This window comes from Acidobacteriota bacterium (assembly GCA_020845575.1).
Taxonomy (GTDB): Bacteria; Acidobacteriota; Vicinamibacteria; order Vicinamibacterales; family Vicinamibacteraceae; genus Luteitalea.
On sequence record JADLFL010000020.1, the window covers coordinates 44,367 to 68,703 of the forward strand.

22 protein-coding genes are annotated in these 24,337 nt (G+C 69.1%); 8 read left to right on the forward strand and 14 right to left on the reverse strand.

Translation table 11 applies throughout. The annotated features are described in order from the left end of the window. Nucleotides 1–46: 46 nt before the first annotated feature. Entirely contained in the window at nt 47–1,045 is a 999-nt protein-coding gene (locus tag IT182_06035; protein ID MCC6162890.1) for an ABC transporter ATP-binding protein, read from the forward strand. A 5-nt stretch (nt 1,046–1,050) separates the two neighbouring features. Beyond that, entirely contained in the window at nt 1,051–1,926 is an 876-nt protein-coding gene (locus IT182_06040) for an ABC transporter ATP-binding protein (protein ID MCC6162891.1), read from the forward strand. 7 nt (nt 1,927–1,933) lie between these two features. On the opposite strand, the gene IT182_06045 is transcribed toward IT182_06040, so the two are convergent. The 7 genes from IT182_06045 to IT182_06075 form a co-directional block, all read right to left on the reverse strand. Further along, complete coding sequence (locus IT182_06045) at nt 1,934–2,746, reverse strand: glutaminyl-peptide cyclotransferase (protein ID MCC6162892.1); 813 nt, start codon at nt 2,744–2,746, stop codon at nt 1,934–1,936. A 38-nt stretch (nt 2,747–2,784) separates the two neighbouring features. Next, nucleotides 2,785–3,750: an SGNH/GDSL hydrolase family protein gene (locus IT182_06050; protein MCC6162893.1), complete on the reverse strand. Its 966-nt coding sequence runs from the start codon at nt 3,748–3,750 to the stop codon at nt 2,785–2,787. 8 nt (nt 3,751–3,758) lie between these two features. Continuing rightward, on the reverse strand, nt 3,759–4,445 hold the full coding sequence (locus IT182_06055) for an ABC transporter ATP-binding protein (GenBank protein MCC6162894.1): 687 nt from the start codon (nt 4,443–4,445) through the stop codon (nt 3,759–3,761). 58 nt (nt 4,446–4,503) lie between these two features. After that, a complete protein-coding gene (locus IT182_06060) occupies nt 4,504–5,058 on the reverse strand; it encodes a hypothetical protein (GenBank protein ID MCC6162895.1) in 555 nt (184 codons plus the stop codon). A 5-nt stretch (nt 5,059–5,063) separates the two neighbouring features. After that, a complete protein-coding gene (gene acs, locus IT182_06065) occupies nt 5,064–7,028 on the reverse strand; it encodes an acetate--CoA ligase (protein MCC6162896.1) in 1,965 nt (654 codons plus the stop codon). A 167-nt stretch (nt 7,029–7,195) separates the two neighbouring features. Beyond that, nucleotides 7,196–8,110, reverse strand: a complete 915-nt coding sequence (locus tag IT182_06070) for a phosphatase PAP2 family protein (protein MCC6162897.1) — start codon at nt 8,108–8,110, stop codon at nt 7,196–7,198. Between the two features lie 8 nt (nt 8,111–8,118). Continuing rightward, on the reverse strand, nt 8,119–8,652 hold the full coding sequence (locus tag IT182_06075; GenBank protein ID MCC6162898.1) for a hypothetical protein: 534 nt from the start codon (nt 8,650–8,652) through the stop codon (nt 8,119–8,121). Between the two features lie 168 nt (nt 8,653–8,820). Here IT182_06075 and IT182_06080 point away from each other — a divergent pair, with 168 nt between their 5' ends. Continuing rightward, nucleotides 8,821–9,363, forward strand: coding sequence for a methyltransferase domain-containing protein (locus IT182_06080; GenBank protein ID MCC6162899.1), 543 nt, complete (start codon nt 8,821–8,823; stop codon nt 9,361–9,363). Between the two features lie 9 nt (nt 9,364–9,372). Then, entirely contained in the window at nt 9,373–10,113 is a 741-nt protein-coding gene (locus tag IT182_06085) for a ZIP family metal transporter (protein MCC6162900.1), read from the forward strand. On the opposite strand, the gene IT182_06090 is transcribed toward IT182_06085, so the two are convergent. Further along, nucleotides 10,094–11,338 carry an MFS transporter gene (locus tag IT182_06090; GenBank protein ID MCC6162901.1) on the reverse strand — a complete coding sequence of 415 codons (1,245 nt, stop codon included), beginning with the start codon at nt 11,336–11,338 and terminating at the stop codon, nt 10,094–10,096. The genes IT182_06085 and IT182_06090 overlap by 20 nt on opposite strands. 220 nt (nt 11,339–11,558) lie before the next feature. Between IT182_06090 and IT182_06095 the strand changes: the two genes are divergently transcribed. After that, complete coding sequence (locus IT182_06095) at nt 11,559–12,107, forward strand: BON domain-containing protein (protein MCC6162902.1); 549 nt, start codon at nt 11,559–11,561, stop codon at nt 12,105–12,107. Nucleotides 12,108–12,157: 50 nt separating this feature from the next. On the opposite strand, the gene IT182_06100 is transcribed toward IT182_06095, so the two are convergent. Together IT182_06100 and IT182_06105 are read right to left on the reverse strand one after the other, a co-directional pair. Then, nucleotides 12,158–13,600 (reverse strand): HAMP domain-containing histidine kinase, encoded by a 1,443-nt coding sequence (locus IT182_06100; protein ID MCC6162903.1) that lies wholly within the window; start codon nt 13,598–13,600, stop codon nt 12,158–12,160. Then, a complete protein-coding gene (locus IT182_06105; protein MCC6162904.1) occupies nt 13,597–14,322 on the reverse strand; it encodes a response regulator transcription factor in 726 nt (241 codons plus the stop codon). The genes IT182_06100 and IT182_06105 overlap by 4 nt, the downstream gene beginning before the upstream one ends. A 136-nt stretch (nt 14,323–14,458) precedes the next feature. Here IT182_06105 and IT182_06110 point away from each other — a divergent pair, with 136 nt between their 5' ends. Beyond that, nucleotides 14,459–15,025, forward strand: coding sequence for a Spy/CpxP family protein refolding chaperone (locus IT182_06110; protein ID MCC6162905.1), 567 nt, complete (start codon nt 14,459–14,461; stop codon nt 15,023–15,025). A 129-nt stretch (nt 15,026–15,154) separates the two neighbouring features. Here IT182_06110 and IT182_06115 read toward each other — a convergent pair whose 3' ends face one another. Further along, the gene (locus IT182_06115; protein MCC6162906.1) at nt 15,155–15,907 is read right to left on the reverse strand and encodes a hypothetical protein; all 753 of its coding nucleotides are present in this window, start codon (nt 15,905–15,907) and stop codon (nt 15,155–15,157) included. 65 nt (nt 15,908–15,972) lie between these two features. Here IT182_06115 and polA point away from each other — a divergent pair, with 65 nt between their 5' ends. Then, nucleotides 15,973–18,654, forward strand: a complete 2,682-nt coding sequence (gene polA / locus IT182_06120) for a DNA polymerase I (GenBank protein MCC6162907.1) — start codon at nt 15,973–15,975, stop codon at nt 18,652–18,654. A 107-nt stretch (nt 18,655–18,761) separates the two neighbouring features. Here polA and IT182_06125 read toward each other — a convergent pair whose 3' ends face one another. Then, nucleotides 18,762–19,547: a hypothetical protein gene (locus IT182_06125; GenBank protein ID MCC6162908.1), complete on the reverse strand. Its 786-nt coding sequence runs from the start codon at nt 19,545–19,547 to the stop codon at nt 18,762–18,764. A gap of 93 nt (nt 19,548–19,640) precedes the next feature. Between IT182_06125 and pcnB the strand changes: the two genes are divergently transcribed. Further along, nucleotides 19,641–20,948: a polynucleotide adenylyltransferase PcnB gene (gene pcnB, locus IT182_06130; GenBank protein ID MCC6162909.1), complete on the forward strand. Its 1,308-nt coding sequence runs from the start codon at nt 19,641–19,643 to the stop codon at nt 20,946–20,948. A 3-nt stretch (nt 20,949–20,951) separates the two neighbouring features. Here pcnB and IT182_06135 read toward each other — a convergent pair whose 3' ends face one another. Together IT182_06135 and serC are read right to left on the reverse strand one after the other, a co-directional pair. After that, a complete protein-coding gene (locus IT182_06135) occupies nt 20,952–23,168 on the reverse strand; it encodes a TonB-dependent receptor (protein ID MCC6162910.1) in 2,217 nt (738 codons plus the stop codon). A gap of 46 nt (nt 23,169–23,214) precedes the next feature. Then, complete coding sequence (gene serC, locus IT182_06140; protein ID MCC6162911.1) at nt 23,215–24,312, reverse strand: 3-phosphoserine/phosphohydroxythreonine transaminase; 1,098 nt, start codon at nt 24,310–24,312, stop codon at nt 23,215–23,217. Nucleotides 24,313–24,337 lie beyond the last annotated feature (25 nt).

Consider the following 24,337-nt stretch of genomic DNA (forward strand, 5'->3'; position numbering starts at 1 on the left):
CGGCGGGCGATGCGGCGGAGACGTGCGATAGGATGCGGCTGCCGCCATGCCGCTGTTGTCCGTCCGTCATCTCACCACCGGCTTCCCCGCCGGCGACCGCTGGCTGCCGGCGGTGCAGGACGTCAGCTTCGACCTCTCGTCAGGTGAGACGCTGGCCCTGGTCGGCGAGTCTGGCAGCGGCAAGTCGCTCACCGCCTACTCGCTCCTGCGCCTGGTCCCGCCCCCCGGCCGGATCCTCGGTGGCGAAATCCTCCTCGACGGCCGCGACATCGTCACGCTCGACGAATCCGAGCTGGAGCAGATCCGCGGCGCCCGCATCTCGCTCATCTTCCAGGAACCGATGAGCGCCCTCAATCCGGTGCTCACGATCGGGAGTCAGCTCGTCGAGGCGATGACCGTCCACGGACGCGGCGGCGCAGACCCGAAGGCCGCGGCGATCGAACTGCTCGCGACCGTCCGCATGGACGCGCCCGAGCGGCGGTTCCACGAATACCCGCACCAGTTGTCTGGCGGACTCCGCCAGCGCGCGCTCATCGCGCTCGCCCTCTGCTGCCGCCCGGCCGTGATCGTCGCCGACGAGCCCACGACGGCGCTCGACGTCACGATCCAGGCCGAGATCCTGAACCTGCTGCGTCACCTCGAGAGGGAGTTCGGACTCGCGCTGCTGCTCATCACGCACGACCTGGGCGTCGTGGCGCACACCGCGGATCGCGTGGCGGTGATGTACGCCGGCCGGATCGTCGAGGAAGCCCCGGTGCGCGCGCTCTTCAAGACGCCGGCGCATCCGTACACGCAGGCGTTGCTGCGCGCGATGCCCGGCTCGACGCACAGCGCCCGGCGCCTGGAGCCGATCGAAGGGCAGGTGCCGTCGCTGCGCGACATGCCGCCGGGGTGCGCGTTCGCGCCGCGGTGCGCCTGGCGTCACGAGGCGTGCGACGCCGCGCCGCCGGACATGTACACCGTGGCCGACGGACATCGCTCCCGCTGCGTGCTCGTGCGAGAGGCGCGCGAACTGGCCGCCGGCCAGGGCACCGGTCCCCTGTGAACACGATGCCGCTCATCGAAGTCGAGGCGCTCGACAAGCGCTACGAGCAGCGCGTCCTGTGGGGCGCCCCGCGCGTGACGCACGCGGTGCGCGACGTGTCGTTCACGATCGACGCCGGCGAAACGTTCGGCCTCGTCGGCGAGTCGGGCAGCGGCAAGACGACGACAGGGCGGTGCCTGCTGCGGCTGATCGAGCCGACGGGCGGGCGTGTGCGGTTCAACGGTGAGGATCTGCTGTCGCTCGACCGCCGTGCCCTGCGCGCGCGCCGGCGGCAGATGCAGATGGTCTTCCAGGATCCGTACGCGTCGCTCAATCCGCGGCATCGCGTGTCGACGATCCTCACCGAGCCGCTCGATATCCACAAGGTGGGGACGTCCACATGGCGTCTCGCGCGGGCGGAGGAACTGCTCGAACTCGTCGGTCTCGATCGCGACGCCGTGACGCGCTATCCGCACGAGTTCAGCGGCGGGCAGCGTCAGCGCATCGGCATCGCGCGGGCGCTCGCGCTCGAGCCGTCGTTCATCGTGGCCGACGAACCGGTCTCCGCGCTCGACGTGTCGGTGCAGGCGCAGATCGTCAACCTGCTCGCGCAGCTCCAGCAGCAGTTGTCGTTGACGTATCTGTTCATCTCGCACGACCTGCGGCTGGTGCGGCACATCTGCACGCGCGCGGCGGTGATGTATCGCGGGCGGATCGTGGAACTGGCGCCGGTGGACACCCTGTTCGAATCGCCGCGACACCCCTACACGCAGGCGCTCCTGTCCGCGGTACCGGTGCCCGATCCCGACGTGCCGCCGCAGCGCATCGAATTCGATCCGTCGACTGTCGATCCGGACGCGCCTCTGCGCGACGTCGCGTCAGGCCACTTCGCGCGCGTGTGACATCGCGTCAGTGCTTCTTGACGAATCTGACCTCGAACACCCACGGCCACAGCTTGCCCGTGACGAGGAAATGCCCGGTCTTCGGATCGTGCGCGATGCCGTTGAGGACGTCGACGCCGCGCGAGCGCTCGGTAGCCGTGAGGAGGTTCGACATGTCGACCCACGCCGTGACCACGCCCGTCTTCGGGTCGATGCGCGCGATGCGGTCCTCCTGCCAGATGTTGCCGTAGATCGCGCCGTCCACGTACTCCATCTCGTTCACGCGATCGATATGGCGATCGCCATCGCGCACGCGGACACGGCGGACCTCCTGGAGCGTCTCGGGATCCCAGAAACGCAGTGTGTCCGTGCTGTCGCTCATGATGAGATGCTGGCCGTCGTAGGTCAGCCCCCATCCCTCGCCCGGGTACGTGAACTCACGCAGTTTCTCGAACGTCTTGCGGTCGTACACGAACCCGACGCCCGTCTGGTACGTGAGCTGGTAGATGCGATCGCCCACGACGGCGATGCCCTCGCCAAAGTACCGGCCGTCGAGCGCGATCTGCTGGAGCACGGCGCCGGACGCCAGGTCCACCCGTCGCAGCGACGATTGCCCGTGCAGTCCCGTGCCTTCGTACAGGTGTCCGTCGACGACCGTCAGTCCCTGCGTGAACGCCGCCGGATCGTGCGGGTGACTGCGCACGATCTCGTAGCGCAGTTGCTCGGTCGATGGCGCCGACGCCGCGACAGGCGCCACGGCTTCAGGCGCGGGCGACGAGGCCCCGCACGCGATGATCAGCGACGACAACAGGACCGCTGGCAACGACAGCTTGACCGACATCCGAACAGGATAGAACAAGGATGGAGACAGGGTGGGGATCAGGACGAGGGCAGGCGCTCGAACATCGAGCGGATCACTTCGAAGTAGGTTTCGGCGATCACGTCGTAGCCGGCGGGCGTGGGGTGGAGGCCGTCCGTACCGATGAGCGGCGACTGCTCATCGCCGAACGCCGCGTAGAGATCGGCGCAACCCGTTCTGTAACGGAGGCAGAGGTCGCGAATACGGACGTTCGTCTCGCGCACGAGTTCGGAGGACGATCCCCGCAGCGACCCGGGACGATGCGGCGTCAGCGTCGACAGGATCACCGCCACGCCGCGTCCCTGCGCATCTCTCGTCATGCGTTCGAACCTCATGACGACGTCGTTGACGGCGCGCGCACCGACGGCGTTGAGATCGTTGGCGCCACCCTGGAGGATCACCACCTGCGCGTCACTCTGCCGTAGCCCCGCTGGATACCGATCCTCGATTTCCTCCATCCAGAGACCCGGGACGCCCGCGTTGGTGAGCGAGAACCGCTGGTCCGGATAGCGTTCCGCCAGCAGGTACTCCAGCTTGCTCACGAACGTGCCGCCGGGAATCTCGCGCGCCGGCAGGCGCGACGTCACACCGAACGTGAAGCTGTCTCCCATGGCCAGGAAACGCTCGACGATGAGCGACGGGGCGATGGCGACGGTGACAGGGAACGTGCAGGAGGCGGTCTGCGATCGGGCGTCGGTCGCCGTGCACGTCACGGAGGTCAGCCCAATCGCCACCGGCGTCCCCAGGGCTGGAGAACACCTCAGCCCCACGGGAGCGGTACCACCGGAGACCTGCGGCAGCGTGTACTGCAACGGCACCGCCTGCCCCGTCGTCGAGCGCAGCGGCGTCGGGGCCACACAGGTCATCGTGATGGTGGGCGTGATGGGGGTCGGCTGCGTCGGAGGGGCAGACGCCCCCGACGACCCGCCACCGCAGGCCGCGACCGCCGCTGCCAGCGGCAGCGCCAGGAGCAGCAGACGACGCATCGGTAGGGTCAGGCCGCCCTGGTGACGTCCTTCTCGACCTGCCCGTCGCGAATGTGGATGGTGCGATGCGCGTAGGCCGCGACGTCGGGCTCGTGGGTGACGAGCACGATGGTGTTGCCGGAGGCGTGGAGGCGCTCGAACAACGCCATGATCTCGACGCCGGTCTTCGAGTCGAGGTTCCCGGTGGGCTCGTCGGCGAGGAGGATGGACGGGTTGTTGACGAGCGCACGCGCGATGGCCACGCGCTGACGCTGACCGCCAGAGAGCTCGTTGGGCTTGTGGCCCATGCGGTGTTCGAGCTCCACCTTCGTGAGCGCGGCCTTGGCCCGTTCGGCCCGCTCGGCCGAACTGATGCCCGCATACACGAGCGGCAGCTCCACGTTGTGCAACGCCGAGGCGCGCGGCAGCAGGTTGAACGTCTGGAACACGAACCCGATCTCCTCGTTCCGGATCCGCGCCAGCTCGTCATCGTCCATGCGACTGACCTCCTTCTCGTTGAGGAGGTAAGTGCCCTTGCTCGGCGTGTCGAGACAGCCGATCAGGTTCATCAGCGTGGACTTGCCGGACCCCGACGGCCCCATGATGGCGACGTATTCACCGCGCATGATCTCGATGGACACGCCACGCAGCGCGTGGATTTCCTCCGATCCCATCACATAGGTCTTCCACAGGTCGCGCGTCTCGATGAGAGCCATGGCTTCAGCTTAGTACGGTCCGGCGCGGGAGGGGGTTCCCCCGGGAGCCGTTCCGCGGTCAGGGCGCCGTCTTCTGCCCCACCGGCACGTTGGGCATGGGCTCGGCGTGGGGCACATGGACGACGACTTCGGCGTGACCGTCGCCCGGAGCGGGGTACCGCGCCCAGAGCACGCGGCGTTCACCCGGTGTCAGCGGCGTGAGGTCGCGGCTGCCGATCGGCGCGTTGGCCCCGTCGCGCAGCACGAAGAACTTGCGCCCGTGCGCGAGATCGGCCAGGTACACCTCGGCCAGCGTGCCCGCGTCAGGGCTGTCGGCGCTGAAGCGCTGCCCGATGTCGAGCGCCGGCGATCCCGCCGCACCGGTGTTGGTCACCGCGAGACGCAGTTCCACCGTGTCTGGCGCGACGCGATCGAGCGAGACGACGCCGATCGTGAGGTGCCCCTCCTCGCCTGTGGTCTCGGCAAGGACGGGCGGGATTGGCGCCGCGGTTTCGGCGGGCACGGCGACGGGCTCGGGAGCCGACCGACGGCCCCCGAACATCGCCCACGACACCAGCACCAGCGCGGCGGCCACCACCGCGCCGGCGATCCAGCGAGAACGCGCCTGAGGCATGCGCCTCAGTCCTCCTGGTTCTCGTACTGCTCCTTCAACTTCGCGACAACGGCCGGATCGGCGAGCGTCGTGGTGTCGCCAATGGCCTTGCCTTCGGCGATGTCGCGCAGCAGGCGGCGCATGATCTTGCCGGATCGCGTCTTCGGGAGGTCCGCCGAGAAGTGGATCTCCTCGGGACGCGCGAGCGCGCCGATCTTCTTGACCACGTGCTGACGCAGTTCGTGGTCGAGGCCCGTCGACGCCTTGATGCCGTCCTTGAGCGTGACGAACGCGGCAATCGACTGGCCCTTGATGTCGTGCGAGCGTCCGACCACCGCGGCTTCCGCCACCGACGGGTGATCGACGAGTGCGCTCTCGACCTCCATCGTGCCGATGCGATGTCCCGACACGTTCAGCACATCGTCGACACGGCCCAGCAGCCAGATGCAGCCGTCATCGTCGACGCGCGCGCCGTCGCCGGCAAAGTACGTCCCGTCGTTGAACTTGCTCCAGTAGGTCTGCACGTAGCGCTCGGGGTCGCCGTAGATCCCGCGCAGCATCGCCGGCCACGGACGCGAGATGGTGAGGAGGCCGCCGCCCTTCTCCACCTTCTCGCCGCGTTCGTTGCGGATCTCGATGCTGATGCCGGGGAACGGATGCGTGGCGCACCCTGGCTTGGTCGTGGTGACGCCCGGCAGCGGCGTGATCATGATCTGGCCGGTCTCTGTCTGCCACCACGTGTCGACGATCGGGCAGCGCTCGCCACCGATGTGCGTGTGGTACCACATCCACGCTTCGGGGTTGATGGGCTCGCCCACCGATCCCAGCAGCCTGATGCTGCTCAGGTCGTGCGCGGCAGGCAGCTCCGTGCCCCACCGCATGAAGGCACGAATGGCCGTCGGGGCCGTGTAGAAGATCGTGACGCCGTAGCGTTCGATGAGGCTCCAGAACCGGGCGCGTTCCGGCCAGTCGGGTGCGCCTTCGTACATCAGCAGCGTCGCGCCCGCGGCGAGCGGACCGTACACCACGTAACTGTGTCCGGTGACCCAGCCGATGTCCGCCGTACACCAGTAGACGTCATCCTCTTTCAGATCGAAGACGGCCTTGGTCGTGGCCATCGTGCCCGTGAGGTAGCCGCCTGTCGTGTGGACGATGCCCTTCGGGCGTCCTGTCGTGCCAGACGTGTAGAGGATGTAGAGCGTGTCCTCGCTGTCCATGGCCTCCGGCTCGCACCACTTCTCCACGTCCTGGACGATGCGGTGGTACCAGTGGTCACGGCCCTCCTGCACGTGGACGGGGAAGCGATCCGACGAGTCGCGCTTGACGATCAGCACGTTCTTGATCGACGGCGTGTGCTTGAGGGCCTCGTCGGCGATCTGCTTGAGCGGCAGCAGCGAACCACGCCGATACCCGCCGTCGGCGGTGATGAGCAGCACGCACTGTGAGTCGTTGATGCGTTCGGCGAGCGCTTCGGCGCTGAAGCCGCCGAATACCACCGAGTGAATCGCGCCGATGCGCGCGCACGCCAGCATCGCGATCGCGAGCTCGGGGATGAGCGGCATGTACATCGCCACGCGATCGCCGCGCTTCACGCCGAGAGTCTTGAGGACGTTGGCCGCGAGGTTCACCTCGCGCTGGAGATCGAAATACGTCAGCGTGCGGCGGTCGCCAGGCTCGCCTTCCCAGATGAGCGCCGCCTTGTTGCGCCGGCCGTTGCGCACGTGCCGGTCCACGCAGTTGACCGCGGCGTTCAGCTTGCCACCGACGAACCACTTCGCGTGCGGGGCGTTCCACTCGAGCACCGTGTGGAACGGCTCGATCCACTCGAGCTGCTCGGCCTGCGCCTTCCAGTACGCCTCGGGGTCGGCGGCGGCCTCGGCGTAGATGGCGCGATCACGCACGTTCGCGGTGGCGGCGAATTGCGGCGGCGGCGGGAACGTACGCTGCTCGTCGAGCAACGCCTGGATGTCTTGGGAGGTGGACTCGGACATGACGCGGAATGCTATCAAACCCGGCAACCGGCAACCGGCAATCGGCAAGCCGGCAACCGGGCCGGGCCCTCCGGGCACCGGGCACCGGGCAGCGGGCACCGGGCACTGGGCACCGGAATGCGGTTCGTCATTCAGCATTCGGCATTGCCGGCGACGCGGCACTTCCCTCAGCAGTCGACGTTCGGTGCACCCCATCGGCGCCACGCGATCAGGCTGGCGGCGACAAGGAGGACCGACAGGAGCGTGTCGACGAGGTAGTGGGCGCCTGACAGGACCGTGGCGACACAGAGAGTGGCGTTGAGCAGGACGAGAGGGACGAACACCCACAACCGACTGCGCGTCGCCCATGTGAGGACGAGTGCACCGGCGACGTGGAAGGACGGGGCAGACACCAGGCCCGTGACATTCCGGAAGTCGACCACGCGCAGCGCACCACTGCGGAAGCCGTCGAAATGCGCCGTGAACATCTGCTGCGGCAGCGTGGACTCGAAGCCGTACCAGGTGAACGCGCACGCGGCGGGCCAGAGCGCGAAGCACAGCAGCGTCACCACGAGGCAGACGTGCAGGTGCCAGATGCACTCCCACAGGTGGAGACGATGGCCGATCAGCACGAGCACCGGAGCCGCGAGCAGGATCTGCAGCGCGAACGTGTCGTAGGCCAGCGTCAACGCGTGTGCGAGCGTGGGGTGCGCGCGGGTCCACGCGGCGATCGAGGGCACGTGGACGCCCATCAGCGCGTCGGCCGCCGCCAGCCACGCATCGATGGCGGGCCGCGCCAGCGCCGCGCCGGCGTACTGCGCCGGCAGGCTGACGATGCAGAGCACGACGATGAAGGCGAAGGCGAGGAGGCCTTCGGGGACCATCCAGCGGAGCGGACTCGCGCTCGTCCGCCGCGCGGCGATCGTCGCCAGAACGGCCATGACACCGGCCACGATGAGCGGCGGCGCGGCATTGCGCCAGCGCACGTCGAGGCCGAGCGCGGTGCACGCCGCCAGCGTCACGACGGCGAACACGACATGACCGGCGGCGAGTCCGCGCGCGAGCCGGTGCCATCCGACGACCGCGCCGGCTGCCAGGGGCATCGCGTGCGCTAGAGCTCTGGACCGTGCGGGCGCGCCGGATCGGCGAACCCGGGAACCGGCGGCGGAGGCGGCGGCGTGGCGGGCTTGAAGATCGCCGTCCCGATGAGGCCGCCTATGGCGCCGAAGATCGCGTTGACGAACAGGCTGATGACGAAGCCGACGATCATCATGGCGCCCATCGCCCCGCCTGCCGCGAGCGACTCGATCATGCCGCGCATCTCGCCCGGCATCTCGTCGCCGCTCTGCTCGAGCAGGCGCTGGAAGAAATCGCCGCTCATCGGTCCCATCACCATCTGAATCGGGATGGACAGCACGGCACCGATAACGGCACCGACCAGACCCGCCATCAACCCGACGATGGCGCCGTCGGCCCCGGCGACGGGATGCGGCTGCGCCTGCTGGAGCATGTAGGTGGCCACCATGCCGCCGAGAATCACCCAGGCGCAGCAGAGGCAGTTGCCCATCGAAATCACCGGCAGCGCCGACAACACGCCCACCACCAACCCACCCATCAGCGCCGGCTGCAATTTCGATGCGTGCATGCGCGCCATCGTAACAGGACCGATTGCCATGCCGCGGCCGGGCTCGGCCTTGCACTTCGCTCAGGCCGCCCCGAAATCGCCGAAGGGCGGAGAGCCGGCCCTGCCGGTTGCCGGTTGCCGGTTGCCGGTTGCCGGTTGCCGGTTGCCGATATCCATTACAGTCTCCCCATGTCGCTATCTGCTGTGTTTGCGTCGAACGCGCTGGTCCGATGGCTGCGCGGCGATCCCGGACGGTACGACCTGCTGACGCGGATGGTGGGAGCGCGGCTGGGTGACAGGATGTTGTCGTGCGGTGCGGGGGATCCCGGACTCGTCACCGCGATCGCCAAAGTGACGGGCCTCAGTGGCAGGGCCGTTGCCCTCGCCGCGACGCCCGACGAGGCTGCGCGACTGACCAACGCTGCCGAACACGCCGGCGTGCTCCTGGAAGTGATCGAGTCATCCCCTGACGCGCCGCTGCCGTTCGAGGACGGCGAGTTCGACATCGTGCTGGTCGACGCCGTGTCGGCACCTGTGGCGGCGCTGCTGCCCGACATCAGGCGCGTGCTGCGCGGCGGCGGGCGCGTGGTGCTCGTCGTACGCGAGAAGGCAGCGGGAGCCCCGGCACCAGCCGACGTCCAGGCCGCCACCGCCTCCCACTTCAAGGGGGCCCGCGTCCTCTATCACCGCGACGGCCACGGCATCGTAGAAGCGCTCAAGGGACAGGTATGATCGCCGGTCGTGTCAGTCTCGCCTCTCGTCCTCGCGCTGATCCTCAGTCTCGCCGGCAGCTTCCTCGGCGTGCTCGTGGCGTCGGCCATCTACCTGTTCGGCGACGAGGCGCGGGAACGGCTGGTGTCGTGGCTGGTCAGCTACGCGGTCGGCACGCTGCTCGGGCTCTCCCTGCTCCACCTCGTGCCCGAAGCGCTGGAGGCGCTGCCGCCGCAGCAGGCGCTCGGCGTCCTGCTCCTCGGCATCCTGACGTTCTTCATGCTGGAGAAACTCGTGCTGTGGCGGCACTGCCACGACACGCACGAGTGTGAGGTCCACAGCAGCGCCGCGAGCCTGGTCATCATCGGCGACGCGTTCCACACGTTCGTGGACGGCGCCATCATCGCCGCCGCCACGCTCACGTCACCGTGGCTGGGCGTGACGACGGCACTCGCGGCCGCCGCGCACGAAATCCCGCAGGAGCTCGGCGACGCCGCCATCCTCCTCAAGGCCGGCTACAGCCGCACGCGCGCGCTCGCGCTCAACCTGCTCTCGGGGCGTGGCGGCGTGGTCGGCGCGCTGTTCGTCTTCCTCGCCCTGAATCAGTTGCCCGCGGTGCTGCCGTACGTCCTCGCGTTCGCCGCGGGCAGCTTCCTGTACGTCGCGATGGCGGATCTCATCCCCAGCCTGCACAAGGGCCACACGGAAGTGAACCCCGTGGCGCAGGTGCTGCTCATCGCCGCCGGCCTGCTCACGCTGCTGATGCTGTGACGCGCCGGCCGCGCGTCTCGGGGATGGCAACCCACCACGCGGCAGCCACGAGGAACGCCGCCGCCGTCACGGTGAACGCCGTCGCGAACCCGCGCTGATCGGCCAGCGATCCGACAACGAACGGCGCCACGGCGCTCGCCAGCCTGCCGGTGTTGTACGTCAGTCCCTGCGCCGTCGCCCGGATCGCCGTCGGATACGACTCGGCCGTCACGATCCCGAAACCGGTGAAGTAGCCCGTCCCGAAGAACGCCACGAACGGGCCGAGCAGCAGCAGCACCAGCGGATGCCGCACCTGCGCGTAGGTGGCGAGCAGCAGCGCCGCCATCAACAGGTACACCACGTACGTCCGCTTGCGTCCGAGCGCATCGGCCACCACGCCGAAGGTCACGTAGCCCACCCACATGCCCACCTGCATGAAGACGACGAGCCACGCCATGGCGCGGGCGTCCAGGCCGATACCGCCCTGCGCCACCGGCAGCGACAGGTACGCGGGAATCCACGAGTTGAAGCCCCACCACGCGAAGAGGCAGCACGCGTTCATCGCCGTCAGCGCGATGGTGATGCGCCACCGGCCGTCGGCAACCACCGCACCAGGCCCGACGCGCGGCGCGTGACGCACCGACTCGCGCCACACGGCAGGCTCGCGCACGGCACGGCGGATCCACACGGTGAAGAGCGCGGGCAGCACGCCCACGATGAAGACCGCACGCCAGCCCCACATCGGCAGGATCACGCTCGTGACGATGGCCGCCAACGCGTAGCCGATCGCCCAGGCGCTCTGCATCAGGCCGAGTGCCTTGCCGCGATGTTCGTCTGGCCAGCTCTCGGCGACGAGTGCGGCGCCGCTCGCCCACTCGCCGCCCATCCCGAGCCCGAGTCCGACGCGGAAGGCGGCCAGTTGCGCGGCGGTCTGCGCGAACCCGCACAGCGCCGTGAACACCGAGTAGATGACGATGCTGCCCATCAGCGCGCGCGTGCGCCCGTATCGGTCTGCGATGATGCCGAACGCCACGCCACCGACGGCTCCTGCCACGAGCGTGATCGACCCGATGAGCCCGGCCGTCGCCTTGGTCAGGCCGAGGTCAGCCATCACGGCCGTCAGCACGAGCGCGTAGAGCATCACGTCGAACGCGTCGAGCATCCAGCCCAGCGCCGCCGCCCACAGCGCGCGTTTGGCGTCCGCAGGCGCCTGCCGCCACCAGTCCCACCAGCCTGCCGTCACCATCGGGCGGCATTCTGTCACCGCTGCGTCCCTTGCATGCGACACACCGGCACGAATCGTCCTCGGTCCGGATGTCGGACGTCGCGGGACGGACCGCTTGTTGCGCGACACGGGCCCGCGTCAGGTTGGCACGATGTTTGATGAGAAGAAGGGCATGGAGGACGCACGACGCGTCAGGAGCCGCCAGCGCTCCGACACCGTGCGCAGAATCATCATGACTCGCATGCATCGCATGTTCATCGCCGGCCTGCTCGCGCTCTCATTGGCCGGCACCGCTCAGGCCGAGAGCATCGTCCGCAACGACTTCCAGGTGTTCCAGGGGGTCTCGCGGCAGGTGCAGCAGTACGTCAACTTCACCGTCTTCGACAGCGTCAGCGCGTCGGTGGACAACGGCGTGGTCACGCTCACGGGCAGGGTGACGATGCCGTACAAGGTGCAGGACCTGACGCGCCGTGTCGCGCGCGTCGATGGTGTGCGCCACGTGGACAACCGGATCCAGGTGCTGCCTGTCTCGCGCTTCGACGACGAACTGCGCCTGCGCATCGCGCGCGCCATCTACGGCAACCCGTCGTTCTGGCACTACGCGTCGATGGCCAATCCCCCGATCCATATCGTCGTGGAGCAGGGACGCGTGAAGCTCGAAGGCACGGTCAACAGCCACGTGGAGCGGATGCTCGCGCAGTCACTCGCGATCGGCTTCGGCGAGTTCTCCGTGGAGAACCACCTGAAGACCGACGCGGAACGGCTCGCGGAACTCGAACAGATCGACTGATGGGGCGGTAGAGCAGACAGCACTCGACTGCCAGTTGGCGCCTCGACTTCCTACCCGGTCGAGGCGCCCTTTTCGTGTGTGCCCGTCGCGCGCGAATCCGCGATGAGGATGCTGAACGTACTGCCGTTGCCTGGCGTGCTCGTGACGTGGACGTCGCCGCCGTGGGCCTGGGCGATCGCCCTGACGATCGACAGTCCGAGTCCCGTCCCGCCGCGGCTGCGGGAGCCGTCGTGCTTGTAGAAGCGATCGAACACGCGCGCGCATTCGTCAGCCGAGAGGCCGACGCCGGTGTCGGCGACGTCGAAGCGCGTGCCGCCGTCCTGTTGCGCGTGGGCCGACACGCGAACCTCCCCTCCCGACGGCGTGAAGCGTAAGGCGTTGCCGACGAGATTCGAGATCGCCTGTTCGAGTCGCCCTGCGTCGGCCGTCACCGTGTGCGACGTGCCGTCGAACGCGAGCGCGATGCCGGCACGGGCGGCATCGGGACCGTGGCGGTCGCGCAGACGCGCCCACAGCGCCTCGATGGGTACGACGCCCTGGCGCAACCCCTGACCGCCGGCTTCGACTTTCGCGAGATCGAGCAGATCGCCAATCAATCGCTCCAGTCGTACCGCTTCATCGTCCACGATGGCGAGAAAGCGCGCCCTGTCGGCGTCGGTGAGCGGCACGTCGGGCATGCGCAGCGTCTCGACGTAGCCGCGGATGGCTGTGAGCGGCGTGTGCAGCTCGTGCGAGACGTCGGCCAGCAACTGACGGCGCACCTCCTGCTCGTGCGTCGCGCGACGGATTTGTGCGGCGAGGGCATCGGCCGTCTGGTTGAACGCCGCGGACACACGGCTGATCTCGTCGGCGCCATCCTCCGGTGCGCGCGCCGAGAGGTCGCCGGCCCCGAGTCTGCCGGCTGCCGATTCGAGAGCACGCAGGCGACGATGCGCGGGCGAGAACGCGACCCAGGCAAGCAACGCGGCAAGGCCGACGGCCGTGAGGATCGCGCTGCCGATGGCCCGCGGGCCTAGCTCACGCAGGACGGCGAATCCAGGCCTGCGCGGCAGTACGACGACGTGCCCTTCGCGCATACCGAGCACGTCGACAGGCGCCACACCAGCGGGCCCATCGTCTCGATAGGGAGCGGCATCGGAGGCCTGCGCGAGCGCGATGAGGCGCCGCGCGCCGGCACCGGTCACGGGCTCGCGCGGCGGCGAGAGGACCACACCGTCGACCGTCACGAAGGCGACCGGCATCCGCGTCTCGAGGTGTCGCGCGAACACGCGGCGCACGTCTGCGGCTGGGTCCGCTACCAGTGCGTCCTCCAGCTCTCCCGCGATCCTCTCGGCAAGGTGTTGTGCGGCGATGCGGGCCTGCAATCCCGTCGGACGGGACAGCGTCGCGACGAGTACCGCCAATTGCACGGCCAGCCCTGCCACGAGCAGGCCGAGGCACGCGAGCACGATGCGCCAGTACAGGGACCCGACCCACGCGGTACGCCGCGTCATGGCGTGGCCACGTCCCGGAACTTGTAGCCGACGCCCCACACCGTCAGCAGACGTTCCGGCTTCGCCGGGTCGACTTCGATCTTCTGACGCAGGCGTTTGACGAGGGTGTCGACGTTGCGCTCGGTGACGTGTGTGTCCGGCCCCCACACGCGACGCATCAGGGCCTCGCGCGAGAAGACGATGCCGGGGTTGGCGGCGAGCACCGCGAGGACGGCGAACTCGTGCGCGGTCGTCTCCACGATGCGGCCATCGACGATGACCTGATGGCGCGAGGGATCGATCTCGAGGCCGTCGCGCGTGATGCGATGGCGCCCCGACGTGGCTGCGACATCGACGGCGGGCGTCTCTGTGTCTGCTGTGCGTCGCAGCAGCGCGCGAACACGCGCCATGAGCTCGCGGACGCCGAACGGCTTGGTGAGATAGTCGTCGGCCCCGCTGTCGAGGCCGAGGACCTTGTCGGTCTCGTCGCGCCGTGCTGTGAGGAGGAGTACTGGGATGCGTCGCGTCGACGGGTGCTGACGCAGGGCGCGGCAGAGCGCCACGCCGTCGATGCCTGGCAGCATGACGTCGGCGATGCACAAATCGTAGGCGCGCGTGCGTGCGGCGTCGAGCGCGGCGAGGCCGTCGAGAAACCTGTCACTGGTGTGTCCGTCGAGCGAGAGGTGCAACGAGACGAGGTCGCCGATGGTGGCCTCGTCGTCCACCACAAGGACGTGCGCCATGGTGACAGGCTATCGCGTGACGGCCACGGCACGCGCACCACTCACCCGTTCACCGAATTTTCACAGGTCCGCCACATCCGTTCCACGACCTTCCCGTCAGATGGAGCAGGACGAGGGGAACGGAGGAGACCACGACATGCGAGCTTCCACGATGCAGGCGACAGTGAAGATGGCCGCGGCGGCCATGGTGTTGACGATGGGTCTGGCGGGCGCGGTGCAGGCGCAGCCGAGGCGCGGCGGTCCCGGGTTCGGCCCGGGACGCGGTGCCGGCTTCGGGCAGGGCTTCGGAGGTCCGGGTGGGCAATTCGGTCCGCTCGGCGGACTCCTGGCGCTGAACCCCGACCTGCCGTTGCAGGCACTCGACCTCACCGACGCGCAGCGCGATCAGGTGCGGGTCATCATGCAGAACCATCGCGAGGAAGGCCGCGCGATCGGCGCGAAGGCGCGCACTGCGCTGGAGGCCATCCACGCAGCGACGTCCGGCACTGTCGACGAGGCAGGCGCCGCGCAGCAGGGGCAGGCACTCGGCGCGGCGATCGGCGAGGCTGCCGTCCTGCGCGCCCGGGTGCGAAGCGAGGTCTTCGCGGTCCTGACGCCGGAGCAGCAGGCCAGGGTCGGCGCGTTGCGCGAGCAGCGTGAGAAGCGCGCAGAAGAGCGCCGCACACGCGCCGAGCAGCGTCGCCAGCAGCGCACTCCGCGGTAGGCCGGGCCCGGAGCGCCGGCCCTACCAGTTGAGGGCCGGCCTCCCACCTGAGAACGACCGGCTGAGAGCCGGCCCACGGCTGCGAAAGGTGGGGTCGGCCCTCCGGGCCCGACCGGGAGGCCAGGGGCTTCAGCCCCTGGCCCGCGCCGTGCGCTGGTGGCCCTTGCGGACGACCCACCAGATCAGCAGGGCGACCGTGACGGCGGCCGTCGCCATGGCGGCGAGGAACAGCGCGACGGTCATCACCAGGATGCGCTGGACGCCGAAGCGGGCTTCCACGCGCAGTGGTTCGTTGGCCAGCCTGCCCTTCAGGGGCTGTTCCCACGACAGGATGTTGCCGCGCTCGACGAGGCGGCTCGGCGCGTTGTGGTACGTGACGCGGCTCGGGATGTGTAACCTGACGGCAACCAGTTCGTTGCCGTCCCAGCCCACGTCGCCGACGGGCCGGCCCGTGATGGCACCGAGTTCCTGCACGTACTGCAGGTCGTCGCCAGCAGGACCGAACGTATAGCGCGCCCACGCGAACGGCGCCAGCGACGGCAGGCGACGCACGTCCTCCGCCTGGATGCGTACCTGCACGAACCGCCGGCCATCGCGCCGCCACGGGCGGCTCACGCGCGTGACCTCGGTCACCGGCGACGTGTACGCCGCGCGAATCGCGTCCCTGTCCACGGGCTCGTCGGGATCCAGTGACACGTCGAGCCCGTGCAGCGCCACGAGCGACGCGAGCGACGCGTTCACGACGATGGTGGCCGACCCGTCCAGGTCGACGTAGATCTCCTCCTCGTACTCGTATTGCCTGCCAAACGGATTGGCGCACGCGGAAAGGAGGGTGAGGGCGAGGACCGCCAGCGCGAGGGCGTGGCGGGAGTGCGACGACATGGCCCTAGTGTACCGGGGCGCCCGGTCCCTAGAATGGGGGTTCCCCTTCCCGAGGGTCCGCACGCGTGTCACAACGTCCCATCCTCTTCCTCATCGACGGCAACAACCAGATGTATCGCGCCTATCACGCGATACGCGGGCTGACGGGCCCCGACGGCAAGTCCACCAACGCCGTCTACGGCTTCGTGACGATGCTGCGGAAGCTCGTCGCCGATCACAGGCCCACGCACGTGGCCGCCGCATTCGATCTCGCGGGTCCGACGTTCCGCTCCGCGATGCAGGCCGACTACAAGGCCAACCGCGCGCCGATGCCACCGGACCTCGTCGAGCAGGTGCCTCTCGTCCACGAGGCGTGCGAAGCGATGGGCGTGCGCGTCCTCACGCAGACGACGTACGAGGCCGACGACGTGATCGCCACGCTGGCGCTGCGCGGCGTGGCCGCCGGGTTCGACGCGGCGATCGTCACCGGCGACAAGGACTTCTTCCAGCTCGTGGATGGACACGTGCGCGTGTACAACCCGCGCGACGAGGGTGCATGGTTCGACGGGGAGGGCGTGCTGACGAAGTTCGGCGTGCGTCCGGACCAGGTGGTCGACGTGCTCGCGCTCATGGGCGATGCCGTCGACAACGTGAAGGGCGTTCCGGGCATCGGCGAGAAGGGCGCCCGTGAACTGATCGCCACGCACGGTACGCTCGACGCGCTGCTGGCCGCCGCGGCAACGCTTCCGCAAAAGCGCTATCGCGAGGCGCTGCTCGCGCACGCCGATGACGCGCGGCTCGGCAGGGACATGGTTCGCCTGCACGTCGACGTGCCCGTCGACGTCGAGCTCGAGGCGCTGCGCTACGTGGGCCCCGACCAGCCGCGCTGCTACGACCTCTTCAGCCGGCTCGGATTCAAGTCGCTCGTCACAGAGTTCGCGCCGACGGCCGCCGACGTCGCGCGTGCGTACGAGATCTGCGGCGACGCCGAGGATCTGCGCGCGCTCGCCGCGCGTGTCGTCGACGCCGGCCACTGCGCGCTCCACATCGTCACCGACGAACGGCCCGCGATGCAGGCAAGTCTCGTGGGGCTCGCCATCGGGCTCGGCGAGGGACGCGCGTGGTACGTGCCGTTGCACCATACGTCGCTCGACGCGTCGCCGAACGTGCCGATGTCGCAGGTGCGCGACATCCTCGGCCCCGTGATCGCGACTTCGACGATCGCCAAGACGGGGCACGACCTCAAGGCTGCAACTATCGTGCTCGCACGGCATGGCGTCACGCTTGCCGGCATCAGAGACGATGTGATGCTGGCCAGCTATGTGCACGACGCGGCGACGTCGGCGCATGCGATCGAGACACTGGCGCTCGACAGGCTCGGGTACAGGGCCATGGACACCGAGCAGCTGCGCGGGAAAGGCGTGCGTGCGCTGCCGATGTCGCAGGTGGCGGTCGAGCACATGACGACGTGGGCGTGCGAACGCGCCGACGTCGAGGTGCCGCTCACAGCCGACCTGCGGCGCACCCTCGAGGACGAGGGCCTCACGCGCGTCTACGAGGACTTCGAACTGGCGCTGCTGCCGGCGCTCTGCGCGATCGAGGAAGCCGGCATCCGTGTCGACACCGCCGTGCTCGCCGCGCTGTCGACGCGCATGGACGCGGAGCTCGAGACGCGATCGGCGCGCATCTACGAGCTGGCGGGCTCGACGTTCAACATCAACTCGCCGAAGCAGCTCGGTGAGGTCCTCTTCGAGCGGATGCAGTTGCCGGTGCTCAAGCGCACGGGCAAGGAGCGGACGGCGTCGACGGCGGCGGAGGTGCTCGAAGAGCTCGCGCTCACGCACGACATCGCCCGCGAGATCCTCGACTGGCGCGCGATGATGAAGCTGAAAGGCACGTACGTCGACGCGCTGCCGCTGCTCGTCCATCCGGAGACGGGCCGCGTCCACACGACGTTCAACCAGGCCGTCGCCGCCACGGGGCGCCTGAGCAGCAGCGACCCGAACCTCCAGAACATCCCGATCCGCACCGAGCTCGGACGCGAGATCCGCGCGGCGTTCGTCGCCGAGCCGGGCCACGTGCTGATCTCGGCGGATTACTCGCAGATCGAGCTGCGCGTCCTTGCGCACATGGCGCAGGAGCAGAGCCTGATCGACGCGTTCCGGCGTGGCGACGACATCCACGACCAGACGTCGGCGCGCGTGTTCGGCGCCGACAGCGGGCTCGGCACGCACGAACTGCGGCGACGGGCCAAGATCATCAACTACGCGCTGCTCTACGGGAAGACGGCGTTCACGCTCGCGCGCGACATCGGCGTCACGCAGCAGGCGGCGCAGGCGTTCATCGATGCGTATTTCGCCGGTTACCCGTCTGTGCGCCGGTTCATCGACGAGACCATCGCGCAGGCACGTGACACGGGGACGGTCAGTACGCTCTACGGTCGCCGTCGGCGCGTGCCGGAGCTCGCCAGCCGCAACGGCCAGATCCGCGCCGCCGCCGAACGCGTCACCGTGAACTTGCCCATTCAGGGCACCGCGGCAGACATCCTCAAGCGCGCGATGATCGACCTCCAGCAGGCGCTGCCCTCGGTGCCGGGGCTGCGGATGATCCTCACCGTCCACGACGAGTTGGTGTTCGAGGTACCCGAGAGCGCCGCGGACGCCGCCGTGGCGCTCGTGAAGCACCACATGGAGCACGCCGTCGCGCTCGACGTCCCCCTGGACGTCGACGTCGGCGTCGGCCCCACATGGCGCGCAGCGAAGGCGTAAGGACCGGCAACCGGCAATGGGCAACCGGCAACCGGGTAGGGGTTCGATTCGGATGGAGGCAACCGGCTGCGTAGGGGCCGGTCTTGGCCGACCCCTACGCGTGAGCGTCACTTCCAGCGCAGCTTCGCTTCATCCCACTCGGCGGTGAAGCGGGCGGCGGCGCCGGCGTCAGGGTCGTCGGGGAGGCGCTTCACGCGTTCGGGGATGATCGCCTGCGTCACGAGGCGATCGATGTCCGTGCGCAACTGGACGCCATTGTCTGGCGCCAGCGTCGAGCGCACCCACGCCGCGATCGCGAGATCCCAGGCCAACTCGAGATCACCGCGCGCCAGCGCGGACGCGGGCAACCAGTACGACGCCGCTGACGAGTCAGGATGCCGGCCGAGATGCGCGCGCAGGCGCGCCTCGACGTCGGCGTACACCTCCACGCGCTCGTCGGGCGGACGCGTCTGCGCGTATCGATCCATCGCCGTGGCCCACCAGTCGAGCACCTGCTCTCGCTCGGCGTGCGACAGTACGTCCATCTGCTCCAGCACCGGTTCGAGCAGACTCGCCGCGGGACGATAGTCGGCATCGAGGTACAGCGCTTCGCCGAGGCCGACCACGAGATCGATGCGCCCGCGATCGCCGAGCGACGCCGCCTCGACCCCCCGCAGGGCAGTCCGCGCGCTGTCGAGATCCTCGGCCACGCGGTTGGTCCGATGCCGCTCGAGCAGGGCGCGACCGAGCAACAGACGCGCCTCGTTCTGCACGCCAGGCCGAGACGCCACCTCCGCCGCCGCCGCGATCGCATCGTCGTACATGCCGGCGTTGTAGAGCTGACGCACACGGGCCAGGGGATCGGGCGGCGCCGGCTGCGCCAGCGCGGTCACCTGAGCCGCAAGAAGGACCACGCCCGCCAGTCCACTGCGTACGAAAACAGTAAGTGCTTGCATGTCAGCCACTTCCGAACACCGCCCACCGGCAGCTTGCTATACTCCCGTGGCGTGGTCACTCCAATTGTCGTCGCGAGAAGCGAACATGGCCTCTCGCGCCAGGACATCGACCCCGATGCCCTCCGGGTCCTCTACCGTCTGCACGCGTCCGGCTTCGAGGCGTATCTCGTCGGAGGCAGCGTACGCGATCTGCTGCTCCATCGTCGTCCCAAGGACTTCGACATCGGCACCAGCGCGCGTCCGCACGACGTCAAGCGCCTCTTCCGTAACTGCTGGATCATCGGCCGCCGCTTCCGCCTCGCGCACGTGCGCTTCGGTCCGAAGACCATCGAAGTGGCGACGTTCCGCAAGCAGGTGACCGATACGCCCGAGGCGCAGGAACAGCACTTCCGGCCCGACCATCCCGACGAGGGCGACCTGCCCGTGGTCGCCACGCCGAGTTCCGACGTCCCGGCCGAGGTGCTGGATCGTCCGATCCAGCGCGACAACGAATACGGCTCACCGGAAGAGGACGCCTTCCGCCGCGACTTCACCGTCAACGCGCTCTTCTACGACATCGGGACCTTCTCCATCATCGACTACACGGGCGGCCTCGAGGATCTCGAGCGTCGCGTGATCCGCTGCATCGGCGATCCCGACGTGCGATTCGTCGAGGACCCCGTGCGCATGCTGCGCGCGCTCGTGCTCGCCGCGCGTCTCGATTTCGACGTGGATCAGGCGGTGGTGGACGCGATCGAACGGAAGGCATCGCTCATCGCGCAGGCCTCGTCAGCGCGATTGCTCGAGGAGTACTACAAGATCCTGCGCAGCGGTCACGCGCGCTCATGCTTCGATCACCTGGCCGATCGCGGCCTGCTGGAGCACATGTCGCCGGAGTTGCTGAACGACGATGGGCCGCTGACAGACGCGTTCGACGCGATCGACGCGTATCGCAAGCGCTTCGACGATGCGCCGGCCACGATGAGCAATCCGATCCTCGCGGGCACGCTGCTGCTGCCACTCGGACTGCTCCGCGACGATGGTCATCGCTACAGGTATCGGCACCACGACGATGGGGAGCGCGAGGCGCCGCACATGCTCGGGCAGATGCAGGTGGCGCGCAAGGACATCGAGAAGCTGCGTCACCTGCTCGCGCTGCAGAAACGTCTGCTCGACACCGACGCACCCGCGCGCGTGCAGCGCGCCCTGATGCACCGCAGCGCGTTCCGCGACGCCCTCACGTGGCTCGACATCCACGGCGAGCATCCGGACGTGGTCGAGCATTGGGAACGCCTCCTGCTCGAGGACCCGCCAGCGCCTGCCGCCGAAGAGGATGGTCCGACACGTCGCCGCCGTCCGAGACGACGCCGGCGACAGTGACGATCAGAACGCGACCCTGACACCCGCCCGCACGCGACGCGGCGGGCCGACGGTCCGCTGCGGACTGCGGCCCGTGTCGTAATCGGCGTCAAACAGGTTCTCGATCGCGACGAAGCCGCGAAGTGCGTCGGCGAAGCGGTGCTCTCCCAGCAGGTCGGCGACCACGGCCTTCCCGAGCGCGAACTGGTTCCTGTCGTCGTCGAACTGTGTGCCGATCCAGCGCACCTGCGCCGCGAGCGTCGACGCACTGAACGGCAGCCAGCGCACGTCCACGCCACCCTGCGCCGTCGGCACCTGCGGCACCCGGTTGCCTTCGAGGCCGGGTTCGTCGGACTGGCCGAACCGTGAACGCGTCCACGCGACCGTTCCCCCCAGCGACAGCGACGACAGCACCTGGACGCGACCCTCGACCTCGAGTCCGCGCGCATCGATACGGCCGGCGTTGCGCCGTTCGCGCGTGATGAGCGATGGCGTCGTGCTCAACGTCACGTTCGTGATCGCATCGTCCAGGCGCGCCGTGAAGAGCGTGGCACGCAGCGACACGCGGCGTGGTTCCCACGCCACGGATGCGTCGCCGCCCGTGACGCGCTCGGGTTCGAGCGCCGGGTTGTTCTGCGTGAGCGCGTTGCCCGCGCGGAACGATCGCAGGCGCTCGTTGAGCGTGGGCGCCCGGAACGCGCGATAGCCACTCGCACGCAGCGAGATCGCCCCGGGCCCACTCCACGCGATCGACCCCTTGGGCGAGATCGCGTCGATGGAGCGACGACCGCCTGGCGTCGTGTCGACGTCGATCGAGTCGGCGCGAAGCCCGCCGACGATCACCAGGCGCGACGTCGCGGCCCAGGTCGCCTGCGCGAACCCGCCCAGCGTGTCCTGACGGCCATCGGCCATTGTCGGCGCACCTGTCTGGCGGCGCTCGACCATGTCCCCCTCGACGCGGCGCACGTCACCGCCGGCCAGCAGCACAACACGCCCCATCGCACGCACGTACTCGGCCGAGCCGCCACGCACGCTGGCGGCCACACGCTGCCGCGAACTGAGCGTCTCGCCGACGCGCGCGGCGTTGACGGCCGAGAACGCCTGGTCGTAGCCCTGGCCCGCCATGAAGCCGCGCACGCGGAGGTCGCCCCACCTGCCGTTGCCGAACACCTCCGCGCTCGCCTGCCGCTGGTTCGTGTCGTTGTCCTGGAGTGGCGTGCCGTTGGTGCGTTCCTCGTCGAACACCTGGCCGCGCACCGACGCGCGCCACGCGTGGTGCATGGCGAAGCTCACGCTGCCGGACAGGACCGTCGACTCGACACCGGCCGGCGTGTCGATCGGGCCGCGAATCTCCGGCGCGATGGGAATCGCGCCCTCCGTGCTGCTCCACTCCGCCGAGATCACGCCGCTCGTCGCGCCACGACGCGTCCCCGCGAGCGCCGACAGCCGGCCCGTCTTCTGCGTGCCGCCCTCGACGAGCGCACGCAGCACCGGCGACGCGGGCTCGACAGACAGCACCTGGATCACGCCGCCAGCCGCGTCGGCGCCATAGAGGTCGCTCGCGCCGCCGCGCACGACCTCCACGCGATCGATGGCCACCTGCGGCACGCGATCCCAGCTCACCCAGCCGCCGAAGGGATCGTTCAGCGGAACACCGTCGGCGAGCACCAGCGTCCGGCTCGCGCCCGAGGCGGACAGCCCGCGCAACGTCACGCCCTGCGTCGTCGGGTTGGCCGTGCGCGAGGGTGAGCGGCGGAAGAGCGAGAAGCCGGGCGTGAGCCGCAGCACGTCGTCGATGGTGCCTGCCGCGACGACTTCGAGGTCGCGTCGCGAGAGCACCGTGGCGTCGGCGGGCAGTTCGGTGCCGCGCACGGGGCGACGGCCAGCCGTGACGGTCACCTGCTCGGCACGCGCGGCAGGCGCCAGCCTCACCTCCATCGCGGCGGTCCCCGGCTGCACGACGTCGATGTGTTCGCCGAATCCCGGCGCGGAGACGCGCACGGTGACCACACCTGTCACCGCCGGCACGGCGATCAGGGCGATGCCGTCGGCGCCGGTGATGGCGGCGCGACCGCTGGGGCGCCCCTCGGCTTCGAGCAGCGCGCTGGCGCCGGCGATCGGATCGCCCAGCGCGTCGAGCACCCGCACGCGAAGGTCAGCCGGGGACTGTCCCGCCGACGCAACACCGAGCGAGGCGGCGAGACCCGTGGTGACAAGGACGAATGAGCGAATACGCAACATGAACATGCCTGCCTGCCGATACTGCGCCGGAGTCCGCGGCGTTTCCCTAGCCCTTCGTGCGTTCGAACTCGCGCATGAACTGAACGAGGGCATCGACGCCCGCTTCGGGGAACGCGTTGTAGATGGACGCGCGGAGACCGCCTGTCGAACGATGGCCCTTCAGGCCGTCGAGCCCCGCGCGCGCCGCGTCGGCCGCGAACGCCTCGTCGAGCGCCTCGCTCGACAACCGGAACGTCACGTTCATGAGCGAGCGCGACGATGGTTCGGCGTAGCCCGTGTAGAAGCCCGTGCGATCGATCTCGGCGTAGAGGGCCGCTGCCTTGCGCGCGTTGCGCGTGGCAAGCGCGGCAAGGCCGCCCTCGTCGCGCATCCAGCGCGCCACGAGGCCGAGGATGTAAATCCCGAACGTGTTGGGCGTGTTGTAGCGGGACCCGTTGGCCGCATGCAACGCGTAACTCAGCATCGACGGAAGCAACGTCGCCGACCGTTCGAGGAGGTCACGCCGGATCACCACGACGGTGACGCCGGACGGACCGAGGTTCTTCTGTCCACCGGCGTAGAGCACGCCGAACCGCGACACGTCAGTCGGCGCGCTGAAGATGTCCGACGACGCGTCTGCCACGAGCGGCACGTCGCTCGTATCCGGCAGGTCACGCCACTGCGTGCCGTAGATCGTGTTGTTCGTCGTGACGTGGACGTAGGCCGCCGCGGGATCGAGCTGCAGTTCGTCCTGTCGCGGCACGCGCCTGAAGCCCTCGGATTCCGTGGAGCCGGCCACGCGGACCGTGCCGACCTTCCGCGCCTCGACGAGCGCCTTCTCGCCCCACACGCCCGTGACCACGAGGTCCGCGCTGCGTCCCTCGGTGAGGAGATTCATCGGCACCATCGAGAACTGCAGGCTGGCGCCGCCCTGGAGGAAGAGCACCGCGTGCGTATCCGGGATGGCGGCCACCTCGCGCAGTGTCGCCTCCGCCTCACCGAGGATGCGCTCGAACGGCTTCGATCGATGGCTGAGCTCCATCACCGACATGCCGACACCGGGCAGCATGAACAGGTCACGCTGCGCTTCGAGCAACACGGGCTCGGGCAGCACGGCGGGCCCGGACGAGAAGTTGAACAGCCGTTGGACAGTCGCCGGCACCATGGGCTCCCGCATGAAATTCTGAGAT